This is a genomic window from Actinomadura sp. NPDC049753 (assembly GCF_040674655.1).
Taxonomy (GTDB): domain Bacteria; phylum Actinomycetota; class Actinomycetes; order Streptosporangiales; family Streptosporangiaceae; genus Spirillospora; species Spirillospora verrucosospora.
In genome coordinates, this window is sequence record NZ_JBFARL010000174.1 from 1 (window position 1) to 16,263 (window position 16,263).

General features: G+C 71.3%; 14 protein-coding genes and 2 tRNA genes. 4 read left to right on the top strand and 12 right to left on the bottom strand.

Features of this window, described 5'->3' with window-relative positions; translation table 11 throughout:
- Positions 1–200: 200 nt before the first annotated feature.
- Positions 201–274: transfer RNA gene (locus AB0K37_RS32105), tRNA-Met, on the bottom strand.
- A 32-nt stretch (positions 275–306) separates the two neighbouring features.
- Entirely contained in the window at positions 307–942 is a 636-nt protein-coding gene (locus tag AB0K37_RS32110) for a helix-turn-helix domain-containing protein (protein WP_363987371.1), read from the bottom strand.
- 57 nt (positions 943–999) lie between these two features.
- Between AB0K37_RS32110 and AB0K37_RS32115 the strand changes: the two genes are divergently transcribed.
- Positions 1,000–2,220, top strand: coding sequence for a cytochrome P450 (locus AB0K37_RS32115; protein WP_363987372.1), 1,221 nt, complete (start codon positions 1,000–1,002; stop codon positions 2,218–2,220).
- Positions 2,221–2,232: 12 nt separating this feature from the next.
- Here the strand turns inward: AB0K37_RS32115 and AB0K37_RS32120 are convergent, their stop codons facing one another.
- The 4 genes from AB0K37_RS32120 to AB0K37_RS32135 all read right to left on the bottom strand — a co-directional run bounded on the left by AB0K37_RS32120 (position 2,233) and on the right by AB0K37_RS32135 (position 6,012).
- Positions 2,233–2,802, bottom strand: coding sequence for a carbonic anhydrase (locus tag AB0K37_RS32120; RefSeq protein ID WP_363987373.1), 570 nt, complete (start codon positions 2,800–2,802; stop codon positions 2,233–2,235).
- 107 nt (positions 2,803–2,909) lie between these two features.
- On the bottom strand, positions 2,910–3,311 hold the full coding sequence (locus AB0K37_RS32125) for a hypothetical protein (protein WP_363987374.1): 402 nt from the start codon (positions 3,309–3,311) through the stop codon (positions 2,910–2,912).
- Between the two features lie 151 nt (positions 3,312–3,462).
- Entirely contained in the window at positions 3,463–5,094 is a 1,632-nt protein-coding gene (gene pruA / locus AB0K37_RS32130; RefSeq protein ID WP_363987376.1) for an L-glutamate gamma-semialdehyde dehydrogenase, read from the bottom strand.
- Between the two features lie 9 nt (positions 5,095–5,103).
- Complete coding sequence (locus AB0K37_RS32135; RefSeq protein ID WP_363987377.1) at positions 5,104–6,012, bottom strand: proline dehydrogenase family protein; 909 nt, start codon at positions 6,010–6,012, stop codon at positions 5,104–5,106.
- A 117-nt stretch (positions 6,013–6,129) separates the two neighbouring features.
- Between AB0K37_RS32135 and AB0K37_RS32140 the strand changes: the two genes are divergently transcribed.
- Positions 6,130–7,218: a helix-turn-helix domain-containing protein gene (locus AB0K37_RS32140; protein ID WP_363987379.1), complete on the top strand. Its 1,089-nt coding sequence runs from the start codon at positions 6,130–6,132 to the stop codon at positions 7,216–7,218.
- Between the two features lie 10 nt (positions 7,219–7,228).
- Here AB0K37_RS32140 and AB0K37_RS32145 read toward each other — a convergent pair whose 3' ends face one another.
- On the bottom strand, positions 7,229–8,800 hold the full coding sequence (locus AB0K37_RS32145) for an acyl-CoA synthetase (protein ID WP_363987381.1): 1,572 nt from the start codon (positions 8,798–8,800) through the stop codon (positions 7,229–7,231).
- A 108-nt stretch (positions 8,801–8,908) separates the two neighbouring features.
- Complete coding sequence (locus tag AB0K37_RS32150) at positions 8,909–9,511, bottom strand: TetR/AcrR family transcriptional regulator (RefSeq protein ID WP_363987382.1); 603 nt, start codon at positions 9,509–9,511, stop codon at positions 8,909–8,911.
- Positions 9,512–9,619: 108 nt separating this feature from the next.
- On the opposite strand from AB0K37_RS32150, the gene AB0K37_RS32155 reads away from it, so the two are divergent.
- Positions 9,620–10,612, top strand: a complete 993-nt coding sequence (locus AB0K37_RS32155) for an aldo/keto reductase (protein ID WP_363987384.1) — start codon at positions 9,620–9,622, stop codon at positions 10,610–10,612.
- A 325-nt stretch (positions 10,613–10,937) separates the two neighbouring features.
- Here AB0K37_RS32155 and AB0K37_RS32160 read toward each other — a convergent pair.
- The 4 genes from AB0K37_RS32160 to AB0K37_RS32175 all read right to left on the bottom strand — a co-directional run bounded on the left by AB0K37_RS32160 (position 10,938) and on the right by AB0K37_RS32175 (position 13,164).
- Positions 10,938–11,011 (bottom strand) — tRNA-Met (locus AB0K37_RS32160).
- Positions 11,012–11,058: 47 nt separating this feature from the next.
- The gene (locus tag AB0K37_RS32165; protein WP_363987386.1) at positions 11,059–12,108 is read right to left on the bottom strand and encodes a PDZ domain-containing protein; all 1,050 of its coding nucleotides are present in this window, start codon (positions 12,106–12,108) and stop codon (positions 11,059–11,061) included.
- Positions 12,109–12,135: 27 nt separating this feature from the next.
- On the bottom strand, positions 12,136–12,579 hold the full coding sequence (locus AB0K37_RS32170) for a molybdenum cofactor biosynthesis protein MoaE (protein WP_363987388.1): 444 nt from the start codon (positions 12,577–12,579) through the stop codon (positions 12,136–12,138).
- 54 nt (positions 12,580–12,633) lie between these two features.
- The gene (locus AB0K37_RS32175) at positions 12,634–13,164 is read right to left on the bottom strand and encodes a PPA1309 family protein (RefSeq protein WP_363987390.1); all 531 of its coding nucleotides are present in this window, start codon (positions 13,162–13,164) and stop codon (positions 12,634–12,636) included.
- Between the two features lie 118 nt (positions 13,165–13,282).
- Here AB0K37_RS32175 and AB0K37_RS32180 point away from each other — a divergent pair.
- Positions 13,283–16,263, top strand: a 2,981-nt coding sequence (locus AB0K37_RS32180; RefSeq protein ID WP_363987392.1) for a UPF0182 family protein, incomplete at its 3' end; no start/stop codon positions are given.

Here is a 16,263-nt window from a genome sequence, read left to right on the forward strand (position 1 = left end):
GCCGGAGGGGGCCGAGGAGCGGTGCCCGAGGGGAAACGAGGGGCGAAGCCCGAGGGGGGTCTAGGGGCGGAGCCCCAGGGGCGGGCGGGTGGGGGAGGCGGAGGAACGGGGGGATCCGGGGGGTCGCCCCCCCGGGCGAAATGCGAAGGGTCCCCTTGGGGGAAGCCGCAAAGCGGCGACCAAGAGGACCCTAGGACCAGTAGCGGGGGCAGGATTTGAACCTGCGACCTCTGGGTTATGAGCCCAGCGAGCTACCGAACTGCTCCACCCCGCGGTGATGTCTTAACTGTATGGGGTGGGGGGTGGTTAGGCAAACGGGTTGGGGTGGGGGGCTTGGAGGGCGGCGGTGAGCATGGCGGTGAGGTCGGTGGTGAAGGTGTCGTGTTCGGGGGCGGGTGGGGGTGTTCGGGGGTGGTGGGTGCGGGTGGCGCGGTCGGCTAGGGCGGCGGTGAGGAAGGCGATGAAGAGGGAGATGCGTTCGAGGGCGAGGGGTTCGGGGAGGGTGGCGCGGCAGGCGGTTTCGAGGATGTGGAGTTGGTGTTGGAGGGCGGTGTCGTGGAGGAGGGGTGGGGTTTGGTGGTCGCGGATTCCGGCGCGTCCGGCGAGTTGGGCGGTGATGCGGAGGAAGTCGCGGCCGTGGGGGGTGCGGAGTTCGTCGGCTGTGGGGCGGACGATGGCGTCGACGATGGTGTGGGGGTCGTCGGGGTGGAGGGTGGGGAGGGTGGCGGCGCGGGCGGGTTCCATGCGGGTGATGCCGGCGCGGAGGATGGCGTTGAGGAGGCCGTCGCGGGAGCCGAAGTGGTAGGTGACGGCGGAGTCGTTGGCTTGTCCGGCGAGGGCGACGATGTCGCGGGTGCGGGTGGCGTCGATGCCGTGGGCGGCGAAGAGGTGGGCGCCGGCGTGGATGAGGGCGTCGCGGGTGGCTCTTGCGTCCTTCGGCACGCCGGTGATACTAACAGGGGGCGTTAATAACGGCGCCTGTTATAACCGGAGGCGGGCATGGCGGACGTCTACGATCCCTTCGATGCCGGCTTCCAGGCCGATCCCTATCCGGCCTACCGGCGGCTCCGGGACGAGGAGCCGGTGCACCGCCACGGGGAGCCGCCGTTCTGGGCGCTGTCGCGGTTCGAGGACGTCTGGGCGGCGACGCGGGACTCGGAGGCGTTCTCGTCGGCGCAGGGCCTGACGTTCCATCCGGACGAGATCGGCACGCTGGGTCTGGCCCCGACGATCGTGATGCTGGATCCGCCGCGGCACACGGTGCTGCGGCGCCTGATCAGTCACGGGTTCACGCCGCGCCGGACGGCGGCGCTCGAAGGCATGCTCCGCGGGTTCGTCCGGTCCCGGATCGCGGTGATGGAGCGCAGGGCCGCCGACGGCGAGACGCCCGACCTGCACCGGGACTTCTCCTCGCCGCTGCCGACGTTCGCGCTGGCGCACCTGCTCGGCGTCCCGGAGGCCGACCGCGCGAGGTTCGATCCGTGGGTATCCGCCCTCACGACCTTGCAGGACGAGGGGTTCGGCCTGCACTCGGCGCGGGAGGGGGCGGTGAACGCGGTGGCGGAGATGTTCGGCTACTTCAGCGACGTGATCGCCGCGCGCCGCGCCGACCCGTCCGACGACCTGGTCAGCGCGCTGGTGGCCGCGGAGGCGGACGGGGAGCGCCTCACCGACTGGGACGTCCTCGGGTTCTGCTTCGTCATGGTTGCGGGCGGCAACGACACGACCGGGAACCTGATCTCGCACGGCGTGGCGCTGCTGGACGGCGCCCACGCGCAGCGTGAGCGCCTGGCGGCCGACCCGTCGCTGATACCGAACGCGCTGATGGAGTTCCTGCGCCTGGAGAGCTCCGTGCAGGCGCTGGCCCGGACGACCACGCGCCCGATGACGCTCCACGGGACGCGGATCCCGGAGGGCGAGAAGGTGATGATGCTGTTGGGGTCGGCGAACCGGGACGAGCGCGAGTTCGGCCCGTCGGCCGACGAGCTTGACGTCACCCGTGAGATTCGGCGCCACCTGGGTTTCTCCAGCGGCGTGCACTTCTGCATCGGGTCGCACCTGGCGAAGCTCCAGGCCCGTGTCGCGTTGGAGGAGCTTCTCCAGGCCCACCCCCATATCGGAGTGGACCTGGAGAACGCCGTGCGCATCCAGTCCCCCTTCACCCGCGGCTGGGTCTCGCTTCCGGCGACGGGTGTCGAGGGGCGGCTGCGGGCCTCATGAAGGCGGCCTCCGTCAGAGAGGAGCGAAGGCACCGTTCTCCTGGCAGGCCGAGACGGTCGCGGTGTCGACGTCGTAGTACCAGAGGTGCATGCGCAGGCGTCTGGCGCGCAGACTCTTGGTCACCGCCGGGTAGCGGCGCAGTTTGTCCGCCTGGGCGAGCAGATGCTGGTGGCCGGGGTCCGCGTCGGGGGTGTTCAGGCGGCGCCAGTGGTGGGTCTGGAGCAGCCACAGCCACATCGTCGGCGCCGTCCGCGGGGCCTGTGACCGGGTCCGCGCCTGGACGGCGCCGCACTGGGTGTGGCCGCAGAGGATCAGGTCGGTGACGCGCAGCACGTTGACGGCGTACTCCACTGTCGCGGCCTCGGCGGTGAGCCGTCCGATCCGGTGCGGCGGGATGACGTTGCCGGCGGTGCGGAGTTCGAACAGTTCTCCCGGCCGGGCGCCGGTCAGCTCGGTCGGCACGAGCCGGGCGTCGGAGCAGGCGATGAACATCGCCCGCGGCGCCGGGGCCGGCGCGCCGCCGGTCCGGTGGCCGCCCTGGCGCTGCGGGGCGAGGCGGGCATGGTCGATCAGGGGTTGCATGGGGGAGCGGATCCTTCGCTTCGGGTGACGAACCGGACGGGGCCGTGTGCGGGCACGCGGAGCTCGCACGCGTTCGACCGCGCGCCTGTCCACGTGGGCGTCCGGTTCTAGCAGCGCAGGATCTGCGATCGGTTGCGGAGCGGCACCGCCGGGCCCCCGGCCGCCGGGGGCCTGCCGGTGCCGGCCGCCGGGCGTCGGGCCACGGCGGTCACCGTGGGGGCGGTCCAGCTCGGCGGGAAGTGCGCGGCACCTCCGAAGTAGGTGCCGTGGCCGGCCTCGCAGTGTTCGAAGGACGGCTGGAGGAGGGCGTCCGCGTCATGGGCGGGCGACGTCGCGCAGGACACGGCGGCGGCCGGGCGGTCGGTGCCGGCGATGTACGCGGCGCTGCCGCGATGGCCGCTGGAGTGGCTCACCCCGTGCAGCAGCAGCACCAGGGGGATGGCCGCCAGCACCCACGCGCGCATCACCCGCGCACGCGGCCGGCCTGCCCTGGTCGCACGGTTCCCCACACCGCAAAGATTACTCAAAGTAATGATCAGATACTAGCTGTGATGGGCGAGGGGATCCTGCCCCCGTCACGCAGGCGGGGCCCCCCCCCCCCCCGCGGGGGCCCCCCCCCCCCCCGGGGGGGCCCCCCCCGCCGAGGCCTGGAGGAACCGCCTACCCCATGTGCGGGTACCGGTAGTCGGTCGGCGGGACGAACGTCTCCTTGATCGAGCGGGGGGACGTCCAGCGCAGCAGGTTGAGGACCGAACCGGCCTTGTCGTTGGTGCCGGAGGCCCGGGCGCCGCCGAACGGCTGCTGCCCGACGACGGCGCCGGTGGGCTTGTCGTTGATGTAGAAGTTGCCGGCGGCGTAGCGGAGCACCTCGGCGGTGTGCACCGCCGCGGCCCGGTCGGTGGCGATGACGGCGCCGGTCAGGGCGTAGTCGGCGACCGACTCCATCTGGGCGAGCATCTCGTCGTAGGCGTCGTCCTCGTACACGTGCACGCCGAGGACCGGCCCGAAGTACTCGGTCCGGAAGATCTCGTTCTCCGGGTCGCCGGACACGAGCACGGTGGGCCGGACGAAGTACCCGACGGAGTCGTCGCAGGTGCCGCCGGCCACGATCTCGACGTCCGGGTCGCCCTGGGCGCGCTCGATGGCGGCCTTGTTCTTGGCGAAGGCCCGCTCGTCGATGACGGCGCCCATGAAGTTGGACAGGTCGGCGACGTCGCCCATGGTGAGCCCGTCGACCTCGGCGGCCAGCTCCTCCTTGAACCCGTCCTCCCAGATGGAGCGGGGGATGTAGGCGCGGGACGCGGCGGAGCACTTCTGGCCCTGGTACTCGAAGGCGCCGCGGACGAGCGCCGTCTTCAGGACGGCCCGGTCGGCGGACGGGTGCGCGACGACGAAGTCCTTGCCGCCCGTCTCCCCCACGACCCGCGGGTAGCCGCGGTACTTCTCGATGTTGGCGCCGACGGTCTTCCACAGGTGCTGGAAGGTCGCGGTGGAGCCGGTGAAGTGGATCCCGGCGAGGTCGGGGTGCTGGAGCGCCACGTCCGAGACCGCGAGCCCGTCGCCGGTCACGAGGTTGATCACGCCCGGCGGGAGCCCGGCCTCCTCCAGCAGCCTCATGAGCAGCACGGCGGAGTACGTCTGCGTGGGGGACGGCTTCCACACCACGACGTTGCCCATCAGGGCGGGCGCGGTCGGCAGGTTCGCGGCGATCGCGGTGAAGTTGAACGGGGTGATCGCGTAGACGAACCCCTCCAGCGGCCGGTGGTCGGACCGGTTCCACACGCCGGGGCTGCTGATCGGCTGCTCGGCGAGGATCCGCCGGGCGAAGTGCACGTTGAAGCGCCAGAAGTCGACGAGCTCGCAGGGGCTGTCGATCTCCGCCTGCTGGACGGTCTTGGACTGCCCGAGCATGGTCGCGGCCAGCAGCGTCTCCCGCCACGGCCCGGCGAGCAGGTCGGCGGCCCGCAGGAAGATCGCGGCGCGGTCGTCGAAGGCCATCGACCGCCACGCGGGCGCGGCCTTGAGCGCCGCGGCTATCGCGTCCCGCGCGTCCTGCTCGGTGGCGGTGCCGAAGGTGCCGAGGACCGACGCGTGCCGGTGCGGCTGGACGACGGCGACCTTGGCGCCCGCCCCGAGGCGCCGCTCGCCCCCGATCGTCATCGGCAGGTCGATCGGGATCTCGGCGGTCAGCTCGGCGAGCTTCGCCTCCAGCCGGGCCCGCTCGGCGCTGCCGGGCGCATAGCCGCGCACCGGCTCGTTCGCCGGCGTCGGAACGTTGGTGACGGCGTCCATGGAAACTCCTTAGCGGGAGACGAACGAACGGAGGAAGAAGGCGAGGTTGGCGGGACGCTCGGCGAGCCGCCGCATGAAGTAGCCGTACCAGTCGGCCCCGTAGGGGACGTAGACGCGCATCCGGTGGGCCTCGGCGAGCCGCCGCTGCTCGGCGGCCCGGATGCCGTAGAGCATCTGGAACTCGTAGGAGGAGGGCGACCGCTCGGCGGCCAGGGTGAGCGCGATCTCGATGAGGCGCGGGTCGTGGCTGGCGACCATCGGGTACCCGTCGCCCCGCATGAGCCGCCGCAGCGCCCGCACGTACGCCCGGTCCACCTCGTGCCCGCTCTGGAACGCGACCGAGGCGGGCTCGGCGTAGGCGCCCTTGACCAGCCGCACGCGCGACCCCTCGCCCACGAGGTCCCGCAGGTCGCCCTCGGTGCGCCGCAGCATCGCCTGGACGGCGACCCCCACCCATGGGAAGTCGACCCGCAGCTTCCCGAGGATCTCCAGCGTGGAGTCCACGGTCGTGTGGTCCTCCATGTCGAGGGTGACGGTCATGCCGACCCGCCCCGCCGCGGAGCAGATCTCCCGCGCGTGGTCGAGCGCGAGGTCGCCGGGCAGCGCCTGCCCGAGCGCGGACAGCTTCACCGAGGCGTCGGAGCCCCCGGCGAGCCCGTGCTCGTCGAACGCCTCGAACAGGCGCAGGTACGCGTCCCGGGTGGCCCGCGCCTGGACGGGTTCACGGGTGTCCTCCCCCAGGTGGTCGAGGGTGACCTCCAGCCCGCCGTCCCGCAGTTCCCGCACGGCCTCAAGGGCGGCGTCGAGATCGTCCCCGGCGACGAACCGGTCGACGACTCCCCTGGTCAACGGCACGGAGGTGATGACATCGCGCATCCGTCCGCTGCGCGCGGCGGCGAGAAGAAGCGGGCTGAGCATGGAACCCTCCAACGTCAAGGAACACCTCGCACGTTAGGAGCACCGCCGCGCAGCCCCTATAGTCAAACGCCACTTTCAGGGTGGCCCGTCCTCATACAGATGTACGAAGGAGCCGCGATGGCACTCGACCTCCAGGAAATCGTGGAGCAGGCCGCCGACCTCCTGGGCGCGCCCGCGACCCTGGAGGACCGCGACTTCCATCTCGTCGCCTACGCCGCGCACGGCGACACGATCGACCCCGTCCGGATGGACTCGATCCTGCACCGCCGCGCCACCGGGGCCGTCCGCGCCCGCTTCGAGCGCCACGGCATCGCCCGCGCCACGGGCCCGGTCCGGATCCCGGCCGACGCCGCGCTGGGCCAGCTCGCCCGCCTGTGCCTGCCCGTCCGCTGGAACAACGTCACCTACGGCTACCTGTGGCTGCTGGACGACCGGCAGCGCATCACCGACCCCCAGGCGGCCCGGGCCATGCCCCTGTGCGAGCGCGCCGGCCTCCTCATGGCCCGCCAGGCCCGCGAGCGCGACGACCTCGGCTGGAAGGTCGCCGACCTGCTGTCCACGCATCCCGACGTCCGGACCCAGGCGGCCGACGACCTCACCGACGCGGGGGCGGCCGACACGCCCCTCACGGTGGCGGTCCTGCGGACCCCGAGCCCCGAGCCCCTGAACCCGTGGCTGCTCCCCCACTCCGTCCTGGCGACGGTGTGGCAGCGCGACCACGTTCTGCTCCTCCCCGCGGGCAACGCCCCGGCGGCCCTGGCCCGCGCACGCCGCCTCCTGGAAGAGCGCAACGCCCCCGTCCAGACGGGCGTGTACTCGCCCTGCCCCACCTTGGACGACGTCCACGAGGGCTGGCTCAGAGCCCGCGTGGCGGCCCGCACCGCGGCCCCTGGCGAAACCCGCGACTGGACGTCCCTGGGCGTCCTGCGCCTACTCCGCACCGCGGGCGACGAGGCGCTGGCCCAGACGACCCAGACACCAGGAACCGAACGCCTTCTGCAGCACAGGGATCTCGCCGCGACAGCCCGCACCTACCTGGACCTGGCGGGCAACGTCCAGGAGACGGCGAAGACCCTGAACATCCACCGCCAGACCCTCTACCACCGCCTGCGCCGCATAGAGGAACTGACGTCCCTGACCCTCACTGACGGCCAAGACCGCCTGACCCTTCACCTGGCCCTGACCCTGGCCCCTCACCTGGCGTGAGGGAGAGGGCTCAGGCCTGCGCGAGTCCCGCGTGCCGTTCCCGCAGATCCCGCTTGAGGATCTTGCCGCTGGGGTTCTTGGGCAGCGCGTCCGCGAGCACGACGTACTTGGGACGCTTGTAGGAGGCGAGACGCTCACGAGCGTGGGCGTGGACGTCGTCCACGGTCAGAGCGGCGCCCGGCTTCGGCACGACCACCGCCGTGACGGCTTCGATCCAGTGCGGGTGGCTGATTCCGAAGACGGCGACCTCGGCCACGCCGTCCAGCTCGTAGACGGCCTCCTCGACCTCCCGGCTGGCGACGTTCTCGCCCCCGGTCTTGATCATGTCCTTCTTGCGGTCGACGACCGTCAGGTAGCCGTCCTCGGTCATGATCCCGAGGTCGCCGGAGTGGAACCATCCGCCCCGGAACGCCTCGGCGGTCTTCTCCTCGTCGCGGTAGTACCCGAGCGCGGCGTGGGGGCTGCGGTGGACGATCTCGCCGACCTCCCCGGCCCTCACCGGCTCGCCTTCGTCGTCGACGAGGACGGTCTCCACGTTGAGGGCCGCACGCCCCGCGCTCCCGGCCCGTTCGAGCTGCTCGTGCGGCTTGAGGATGGTGGCGAGCGGCGCCATCTCCGTCTGCCCGTAGAAGTTCCACAGCCGCACGTCCGGCAGCCGCCGCATCAGCTCCCGGAGCACCTCGACGGGCATGGGCGACGCCCCGTAGTAGCCCTTCCGCAGGCTCGACAGGTCGCGCCGCTCGAAGTCGGGGTGGCGCAGCAGCGAGATCCAGACGGTCGGCGGGCAGAAGAGCTTGGTGACCTTCTCCCGCTCGATCGTCTCCAGCAGCGCCGCGGGGTCGGGCCCCGGCAGGATGATGCTGGTGGCGCCCAGGTAGACGTCGACGGAGAAGAAGCAGTCGAGCTGCGCGCAGTGGTACATCGGCAGCGTGTGCGCCTCGACGTCGTCGGCGCTCATCTCGCCGTCGATCACGCAGCTCACGTACTGGCTGACGAGGGACCGGCTGGTCAGCACCACGCCCTTGGGCCGCGACTCGGTCCCCGACGTGTACATGATCCGCAGCGGGTCGTCGTCCTCGACCGGGACGTCCGGCGCCGTCACGGGCCCCTCGCGCCACCAGGCGTCGACGTCCTCCCACCCTTCGCCCGGCGCGGCGCCCGACAGGGGGATCCACCCGCGCACCCCGTCCTGGACGCCGGCCGCGGCGAGCGCCTTCTCCGCGGTCGCGGCGAGCGCGTCCTCCGCGATGATCCCGGACGCCCCCGAGTGCCCGAGGATGTAGGCGATCTCCTCGGCGTTCAGCATGAAGTTCACCGGGACGAGCACCACGCCGAGCTTGGCCGTGGCGAACACCGTCACCGCGTACTGCCAGCAGTTGTGGCTGAGCAGCGCCAGCCGGTCCCCCTTGCCGAGCCCCCGCGCCGCCAGCGCGTGCGCGGCCCGGTTCACCGCGGCGTCGAACTCCGCGTAGGTGACCCGCAGCTCCCCGCTGACGACGGCCAGCTTCCCAGGGTCCCGCCGCGCCGTCCGATGCAGCAGATCCCCCACCGAATGCCGCCGAGCCCGCCCCACAACAGACACAAGGCCACCTTCCCCAGAGCCCTCACCGACCCGAGAAACCCCAGGTGAGAGCGACAGGGCCAGATCATAACCACACGAACCCACATCCCCACCACCCCCGAAAGGGGGTCACAGGCGGTCGGGACGGGGAGTGCCCGCGCCACGGAGCAGGGTGTCCACGACGAGGGTCGCGAGGGTGCCGGTGTCATCCCCGTCCCGGTTCGCGGCCGCCTCGTGGATCAGCGCGTAGTAGACGCGGCGCGTCCAGGAGATGTCGACGTCGTCGCGGAAGACGCCCGCCTCCCGGGCGCGGCGGAACATGCGTTCGCACGTCTCCCGGACGTCGGCGTACACCTTCGCCACCTCGGGGTCGGCCGAGGACGCCTGGCTCATCGCGAACCCCCAGCCGACCTTGACGTCGAGGACGTTCGCAGTCGTCTGGTAGAGGGCGACCAGGGGCGGCGCCGTGTCCGGGTGAGCGGCGTCCACCGCGTCGGCGAACCGCTGGGCGGCCCACTCCGCGAGGGCCTGGATCAGCGCCTCGCGGGTGGCGAAGCGCCGGTGGACCGTGGTGCGGGCGACGCCCGCGGCCTCGGCGATCTGCTCCATCGTGGCCGCCGGATCGCGGCCGAGGGTGCGTTCGGCCGCCTCCAGGATCGCCGTCACGGTCCGCTCGGCGTCCGCGCGCATCGGCCGCCCGCCTCCGGACCTCGGCTGACGAGGGGTCTTCATACGCGAAAGCATACGGCAATGTCCCATCTCCCCAAGGACTTGCAACACGAATGTTGCAAGTTATAGCCTCAGCGCATCCGATACGACGCAAGTAGGAGAGGGCAACCCATGGAGTACACCCGGCTTGGCCGTAGCGGCCTCTCCGTGTCCCGGCTGGTTCTCGGCACCATGAACTTCGGCACGAGGACGTCCGAGGCGGACAGCCACGCGATCATGAACCGGGCGCACGAGCACGGGATCAACTTCTTCGACACCGCCGACATCTACGGCGGGGAGGACGGCGCGGGCCGCACCGAGCAGATCATCGGCCGGTGGTTCGCGACCGGTGGCGGCCGCCGCGACAGGACCGTCCTCGCCACGAAGGTCTACGGCCCGATGGGCGACGGCCCCAACGACCGGGGGCTGTCCGCGCTGCACATCCGGCGCGCGGTCGAGGCGTCCCTGAAGCGGTTGCGGACCGACTACATCGACCTGTACCAGATGCACCACATCGACAGGAACACTCCGTGGGAGGAGATCTGGGAGGCGTTCAGCGTCCTGCGCGAGCAGGGCAAGGTGCTGTATTTCGGATCGTCCAACTTCGCCGGCTGGCACATCGCGCAGGCGCAGGAGGCCGCGCGGAACCGGCATCTCCTCGGTCTGGTCAGCGAGCAGTCGATCTACAACCTGATGTCGCGCTGGGCCGAGCTGGAGGTCCTGCCCGCCGCGCGGGAGTACGGCCTGGGCGTGATCCCGTGGTCGCCGCTGCACGGCGGTGTCCTCAGCGGCGTCCTGCGCAAGGAGCGCGAGGGGAGCGCCGCCCGCAGCGGCACGGGCCTGTGGGCCGCCGCACTGGAGGAGCGCCGGGGGTCCGTCGAGGCGTACGAGAAGCTGTGCGCCGACCTGGGTGAGGACCCCGCCCACGTCGGCCTGGCATGGCTGCTGGCCCAGGAGGGCGTCACCGGCCCGGTCATCGGCCCGCGAACGATGGACCAGCTGGACGGCACGCTGCGAGCCCTGGAGATCGATCTGGACCCCCGCACCCTGGCCCGCCTGGACGAGATCTTCCCGCCCCCCGCCCCCAACGGCCCGAAGCCCGCCCCCGAGGCCTATGCCTGGTGACCCCAGGCCCCAGGCCCCCGAGGCGGCAGGCCGGCGACCCAGGAAGCAAGCGGCGGAGCCGGGCCGGAAAGCCAAGCGCAAGCCCCGAGGGAGATCGAGGAGCAGTCTCGGGGGGTCTGGCTCCGCAACCCGTGATCGCCCCGCGAGAAGCAAGAACCGAAACCGGGGAAAGGGCGAAGCCCGAGGGGGGTCTAGGGGCGAAGCCCCAGGGGCGGGCGGGTGGGGGATGGCGGAGGCACCAGGGGGCTCCGGGGGATCGTCCCCCGGGCGAAATGCGAAGGGTCCCCGGGAAGCCGCAAGCGGCGACCAGGGGACCCCAGACCAGTAGCGGGGGCAGGATTTGAACCTGCGACCTCTGGGTTATGAGCCCAGCGAGCTACCGAACTGCTCCACCCCGCGGTGATGTCTCAAGTCTATGGCATGGGAGGGAGTGGTTCGTACGGCGCTCATCGGGTGCAGGCGGGGACGGCGCCTTTGCCGCTGGTGAGGGCGTTGAGGGCTTGGACGGCGTCGTGGAGGGTGTCGGCGCGGACGAGGCGGAGGCCGTCGGGGCGGGAGCCGGCGGCGTCGGCGCAGTTGTCCTTGGGGGTGAGGAAGACGGTGGCGCCGGCCCGGCGCGCGGCGATCATCTTCTGCTGGATGCCGCCGATGGGGCCGACCTTGCCGTCGGGGGTGATGGTGCCGGTGCCGGCGATGAACTTGCCCTGGGTGAGGGCGCCGGGGGTGAGCTTGTCGACGATGGCGAGGGAGAACATGAGGCCGGCGGAGGGGCCGCCGATGTCGCCGATGCTGATGTCGATCTTGAAGGGGAACTTGTACTGGTCGGAGAGGACGATGCCGACGACGGCGCGCTTCCCGCTGGGGTCGGCGACGGTCTTGAGGGTGGCCTTGGCCTGCTTGCCGTCGCGGGTGTAGGCGAGGGTGACGGGGGCGCCGATGGGGCGCTTGGCCATGGTGCCGGTGACCTGGGAGACGCTGGTGACGGCGGCGCCGTCGAGGGTGGTGATCTCGTCGCCGGGTTTGAGGACGCCGTCGGCGGGGCGCCCCTTCTGGACGCCGTCGACGACGACGCGGGTGGTGAGGGGGACGCCGAGTTCGTGGAGGGCGGCGGCTTCGGCGTTCTGCTGGGAGTCCTGCATCGCCCGGGTGTTCTCCTGGTCGACCTGCTTGGGCGACTCGTTCTTCGGGAAGATCGTCTCTTCGGGGACGATGGCGGTGTCGCCGGCGAACCAGCCGCGCAGGGCGGTGAACAGGTCGATGCGCCCGCCGGGGCCGCCGCGGTAGGTGACGGTGGTGAAGTTGAGGTGGCCCTGGTCGGGGTAGGTCTGGCGGCCTTCGATCCGGATGAGGGGCTGGCCTTTGTCGTTCGTGCCGAGGGTGTTGCTCGTGGGGCCGGGCATCAGGGCGACGTAGGGGACGCGCATGACGGAGCCGACGAGGGCGAGCACGAGGACGAGCACGCTCGCGAGGCTGAGCGTGGCGGCACGACGAGACATGCCGGAAACTCTATGCGGTTCGGGCCCTCAGCAGGCCCCGACCCACTCGTCGCCTCCGTCGGCGAAGGTCTGGTGCTTCCAGATGGGGACGGTGGCCTTGAGGTCGTCGATGAGGCGGCGGCAGGCGGCGAAGGCCTCTTCGCGGTGGGGGCAGGACGCGGCGACGACGACGGCGATGTCGCCGATGCTCAGGTCGCCGACGCGGTGGACGGCGGCGAGGCCGAGGACGGGGAAGTCGGCGGCGACCTTCTCCATGACGGCGCGGAGTTCGCGTTCGGCGGTGGGGTGGGCGCTGTAGGAGAGGGCGGTGACGGCGCGCGCGTGGTCGGTGTCGCGGACGGTGCCGGCGAAGACGGCGGTGCCGCCGGCGCCGGGGGCGCCGACGGCGGCGTACACCTCGTCGACGGACAGGGGCGTGTCGCGCACGCCGATCAGCCGGATGACGTCTCCGCCGGCAACGCTTTGGCTCACGTCCCGCAGGCTACCTCTCCGGGGCGGCGGCGTTCACTCGGGTGCTGGCGGGATTCACTCGGGTGCGCCGGGCTCGTCGGGTTCGAGGGTGGCGGCGAGGGCTTCGGCGAGGGCGGGGACGAGGTCGGGCCCGGTGAGGACTTCGTCGTCGGTGTCGTGGCGGCGCAGCCGGAGGGCTGAGTGCCGGGCGCCGTCGCGCAGCACGCCGACGATCATGCGTACGTCCTCGCGCCGGGGGTGGGACGCGGCGAACTCGGCGGCCTGGGCCTCGTCTTCGGGGATCTCCTCTTCGACCTCGGGCGGCAGGACGATCCGTTCCAGGACGAGGGCGCAGCCTTCGACGGTGTCGGGCCAGGCGATGGTGGCGAGGGCGTCCTCGACGCCGGCCTGGTCGGGCAGGGCGGGCTGTTCGAGGGCGGCGAGGGTGTCGGCGCCTTCCTGCAGGCCGAGCTGTTCGGCGAGTTCGGGCTCGGCGCGGCGCAGTTCGGAGCTGCGGACGAGGGCGTAGATGCGGGGCGCGCTGTCCCAGCCCTCCTGGGCCGAGTGACGTTCGAGGTCCAGCACGACTTCTTCCAGAAGACTCACGGGCCCATCTTTCCCCCATTCAGCTCGGGGAAGTGCGGGAACCCCCGTCCCAGTCGGTAAGTTGCATCTACAGCACCGGCGGGCGGCCGGTGGGAGAGATCTCGATCGGAGGGGCCACTTGACCTTCCGGACTCCCGGTTTCGGGCGCCGGCTCGGTACCGGACGGACCCGGCCGCTGCTGCCGGTGCTGGTGGCGCTGGCCGCGCTGCTGGTGGCGTTCCTCACTTTCGCGGCCGTGTACACGGACCTGCTGTGGTACCGCTCGATCGGTTTCTCGTCGGTCTACACGACGCAGCTGCGGGCGAAGGCGGTCCTGTTCTTCGGGGCGGGGCTGCTGATGGCGCTGGTGGTGGGCGCGAACGTGGCGGTGGCGTACCGGCTGCGCCCGGCGTACCGCCCGCTGTCGGTGGAGCAGCAGGGCCTGGAGCGCTACCGGGCGGTGATCGACCCGAGGCGGCGGCTGATCGCGTGGGGCCTGCTCGGGGTGCTGGGGATGCTGACGGGGTCGTCGGTGGCGGGCCAGTGGCCGGTGTGGCTGGCGTTCCTGAACCGGACGCCGTTCGGCGTGAAGGATCCGCAGTTCCACAAGGACGTCTCGTTCTACGTCTTCACGTATCCGTTCCTGCGCCTCGTCATCGGGGTGGTCTTCGCGACGGTGATCTTGTCGATCCTGGCCGCGGTGATGGTGCACTACCTGTACGGGGGGCTGCGGCTGCAGGGGCCGGGCGACAAGGCGAGCCCGCCCGCGCGGGCGCACCTGTCGGTGCTGTTCGGGTTGTTCATCCTGCTGAAGGCGGTCGCGTACTGGTTCGACCGGTACGGGCTGGTGCATTCGGAGCGCGGGGCGGCGACGGGCGCGTCCTACACGGACGTGAACGCGCTGCTGCCGGCGAAGACGATCCTGGCCGTGATAGCCCTGCTGTGCGCCGCCATGTTCTTCGGCAACCTGCTGCGGCGCGGCATGATGCTGCCGGGCGTCGGGTTCACGCTGCTGGTGCTGTCGGCGATCCTGCTGGGCGGGGTGTACCCGCTGCTGATCCAGCAGTTCCAGGTGAAGCCCGACGAGCTTGCCAAGGAGCGCCAGTACATCCAGCGCAACATCGAGTTCACGCGCCAGGCCTACGGTGTGGACGGGGCGCGGGTCGTCCCGTACGGGTCGCAGCCGGTGACCGACAAGAAGGCCCTCCAGGACGAGGCCGCGAAGCTCGGGCAGAGCGGGGTGCGGGTCCTCGACCCGAACGTGGTGGGCGAGACGTTCCAGCAGTTGCAGCGGATCCGGCCGTTCTACCAGTTCCCGGACACGCTGGACGTGGACCGCTACCAGGTGGACGGCAAGCTCGTCGACACGGTGGTGGCGCTCCGCGAGCTCTCCGGGGCGCCGGTGGGGCAGCGCAGCTGGGTGAAGGACCACATGGTCTACACGCACGGCTACGGGTTCGTCTCCGCGTACGGCGACCGTTTCGACTCGACGGAGCCGGCCTTCATCACTCCGGACATGCCGGCGTCCCCGAACCAGCCGATCAAGGTGGCGCAGCCGGAGATCTACTTCGGTGAGCGCTCGCCGCGGTACTCGGTGGTCGGCGGGCGCGGCCAGCAGGAGCTGAACTACCCGGACAACAGCCCGTCGGGGCAGCAGAGCAGCACCTACGACGGCCAGGGCGGCGTGCCGGTCGACTCGTTCGCGCACCGGCTGCTGTACTCGGCGAAGTTCCAGGACAAGAACCTGCTGCTGTCAGGCGCGATCAACAAGAACGCGAAGATCCTCTACGACCGGTCGCCGCGGCGGATGGTGCAGAAGGCGGCGCCGTGGCTGACGCTGGACGGCGACCCGTACCCGACGGTGGTGAACGGCCGCATCCTGTGGGTGGTGGACGGCTACACGACGTCCAACAGCTACCCGTACTCGGAGGAGATGAGCCTCGGGGAGGCCACCCGCGACACGATCACCGACACGCGGTCGGCGGTGGCGCGGCAGGCCAACGACCACATCAACTACCTGCGCAACTCGGTGAAGGCGACGGTGGACGCCTACGACGGCACCGTCCACCTGTACCAGTGGGACGAGAACGACCCGATCACCAAGACGTGGATGAAGGTGTTCGACGGCACGGTGCAGCCGCGGTCGTCGATCCCGCCGGAGCTGGAGTCGCACTTCCGCTACCCGCAGGACCAGTTCAAGGTCCAGCGGAAGATCCTCACGAAGTACCACGTGACGGACCCGTCGGCGTTCTACAACGGCGAGGGCTTCTGGGAGGTGCCCGAGGACCCGTCCGCCAAGGGCAGGCAGCAGCCCCCCTACTACCAGAGCCTGCGGATGCCGGGCCAGGACGCCCAGTCCTTCTCGCTGACCACGGTGTTCAATCCGCGCGGCAACCCTCAGCTCGCGGCGTTCATGTCGGTGGGGTCGAACCCGGGGCGCGACTACGGGCAGATCCAGATCCTGCAGATGCCGCGCAACGCGGCGGGGCCGGGCCAGGTGCAGAACTCGTTCGAGACTGATCCGAAGGTGAAGGCCGACCTGTTCGCGTTGCGGCAGGGCGGGACGAAGACCGTTGCGGGCAACCTGCTGACGATCCCGTTCGGGGGCGGCCTGCTGTACGTGGAGCCGATGTACACGAAGGCGGCGGGCGGCTCCGAGCAGCAGCCCTACCCGATCCGCGGCAAGATCCTCGTGCGGTACGGGGAGAGCATCGCGGCGGCGGACACGCTCGACGAGGCGTTGAAGCAGGTGCTCGGAGGCTCCGTCGCACCGGCCCGGCCGGGGTCGCAGGCCCCGCCGGGCGAGGAGCTGAGCGCGTCGGCGCAGAAGGCGATCGACGATCTGAAGGCCGCCGTGGCCGACTACGAGAACGCCCAGAAGAAGGGCGACTACCCGGGCATGGGCGAGGCCTGGAAGCGGATCAAGGACGCGCAGGCCGCGCTGTCGGCCGCGGGCAAGGAGAAGCCGAAGACCTCCCCGAGCCCGTCGCCGAGCCCGACGGCGTCGCCGTCCGCCTCGCCGAGCGCCACGCCGCCGTCGAGCTCGCCTCCCGATGATCACGTGCTGACGCGAGTCCACACCACTCTAAAGTGGGGGACACCCGTCCGTTCGCTACCTGG

What these genes read in the sequence shown, in the direction of transcription:
- AB0K37_RS32115 (WP_363987372.1), top strand. Translation starts at nt 1,000, where the DNA reads ATGGCGGACGTCTACGATCCCTTCGATGCCGGCTTCCAGGCCGATCCC.
- AB0K37_RS32120 (WP_363987373.1), bottom strand. Translation starts at nt 2,802, where the DNA reads ATGCAACCCCTGATCGACCATGCCCGCCTCGCCCCGCAGCGCCAGGGC.
- pruA (WP_363987376.1), bottom strand. Translation starts at nt 5,094, where the DNA reads ATGGACGCCGTCACCAACGTTCCGACGCCGGCGAACGAGCCGGTGCGC.
- AB0K37_RS32135 (WP_363987377.1), bottom strand. Translation starts at nt 6,012, where the DNA reads ATGCTCAGCCCGCTTCTTCTCGCCGCCGCGCGCAGCGGACGGATGCGC.
- AB0K37_RS32140 (WP_363987379.1), top strand. Translation starts at nt 6,130, where the DNA reads ATGGCACTCGACCTCCAGGAAATCGTGGAGCAGGCCGCCGACCTCCTG.
- AB0K37_RS32150 (WP_363987382.1), bottom strand. Translation starts at nt 9,511, where the DNA reads ATGAAGACCCCTCGTCAGCCGAGGTCCGGAGGCGGGCGGCCGATGCGC.
- AB0K37_RS32155 (WP_363987384.1), top strand. Translation starts at nt 9,620, where the DNA reads ATGGAGTACACCCGGCTTGGCCGTAGCGGCCTCTCCGTGTCCCGGCTG.
- AB0K37_RS32165 (WP_363987386.1), bottom strand. Translation starts at nt 12,108, where the DNA reads ATGTCTCGTCGTGCCGCCACGCTCAGCCTCGCGAGCGTGCTCGTCCTC.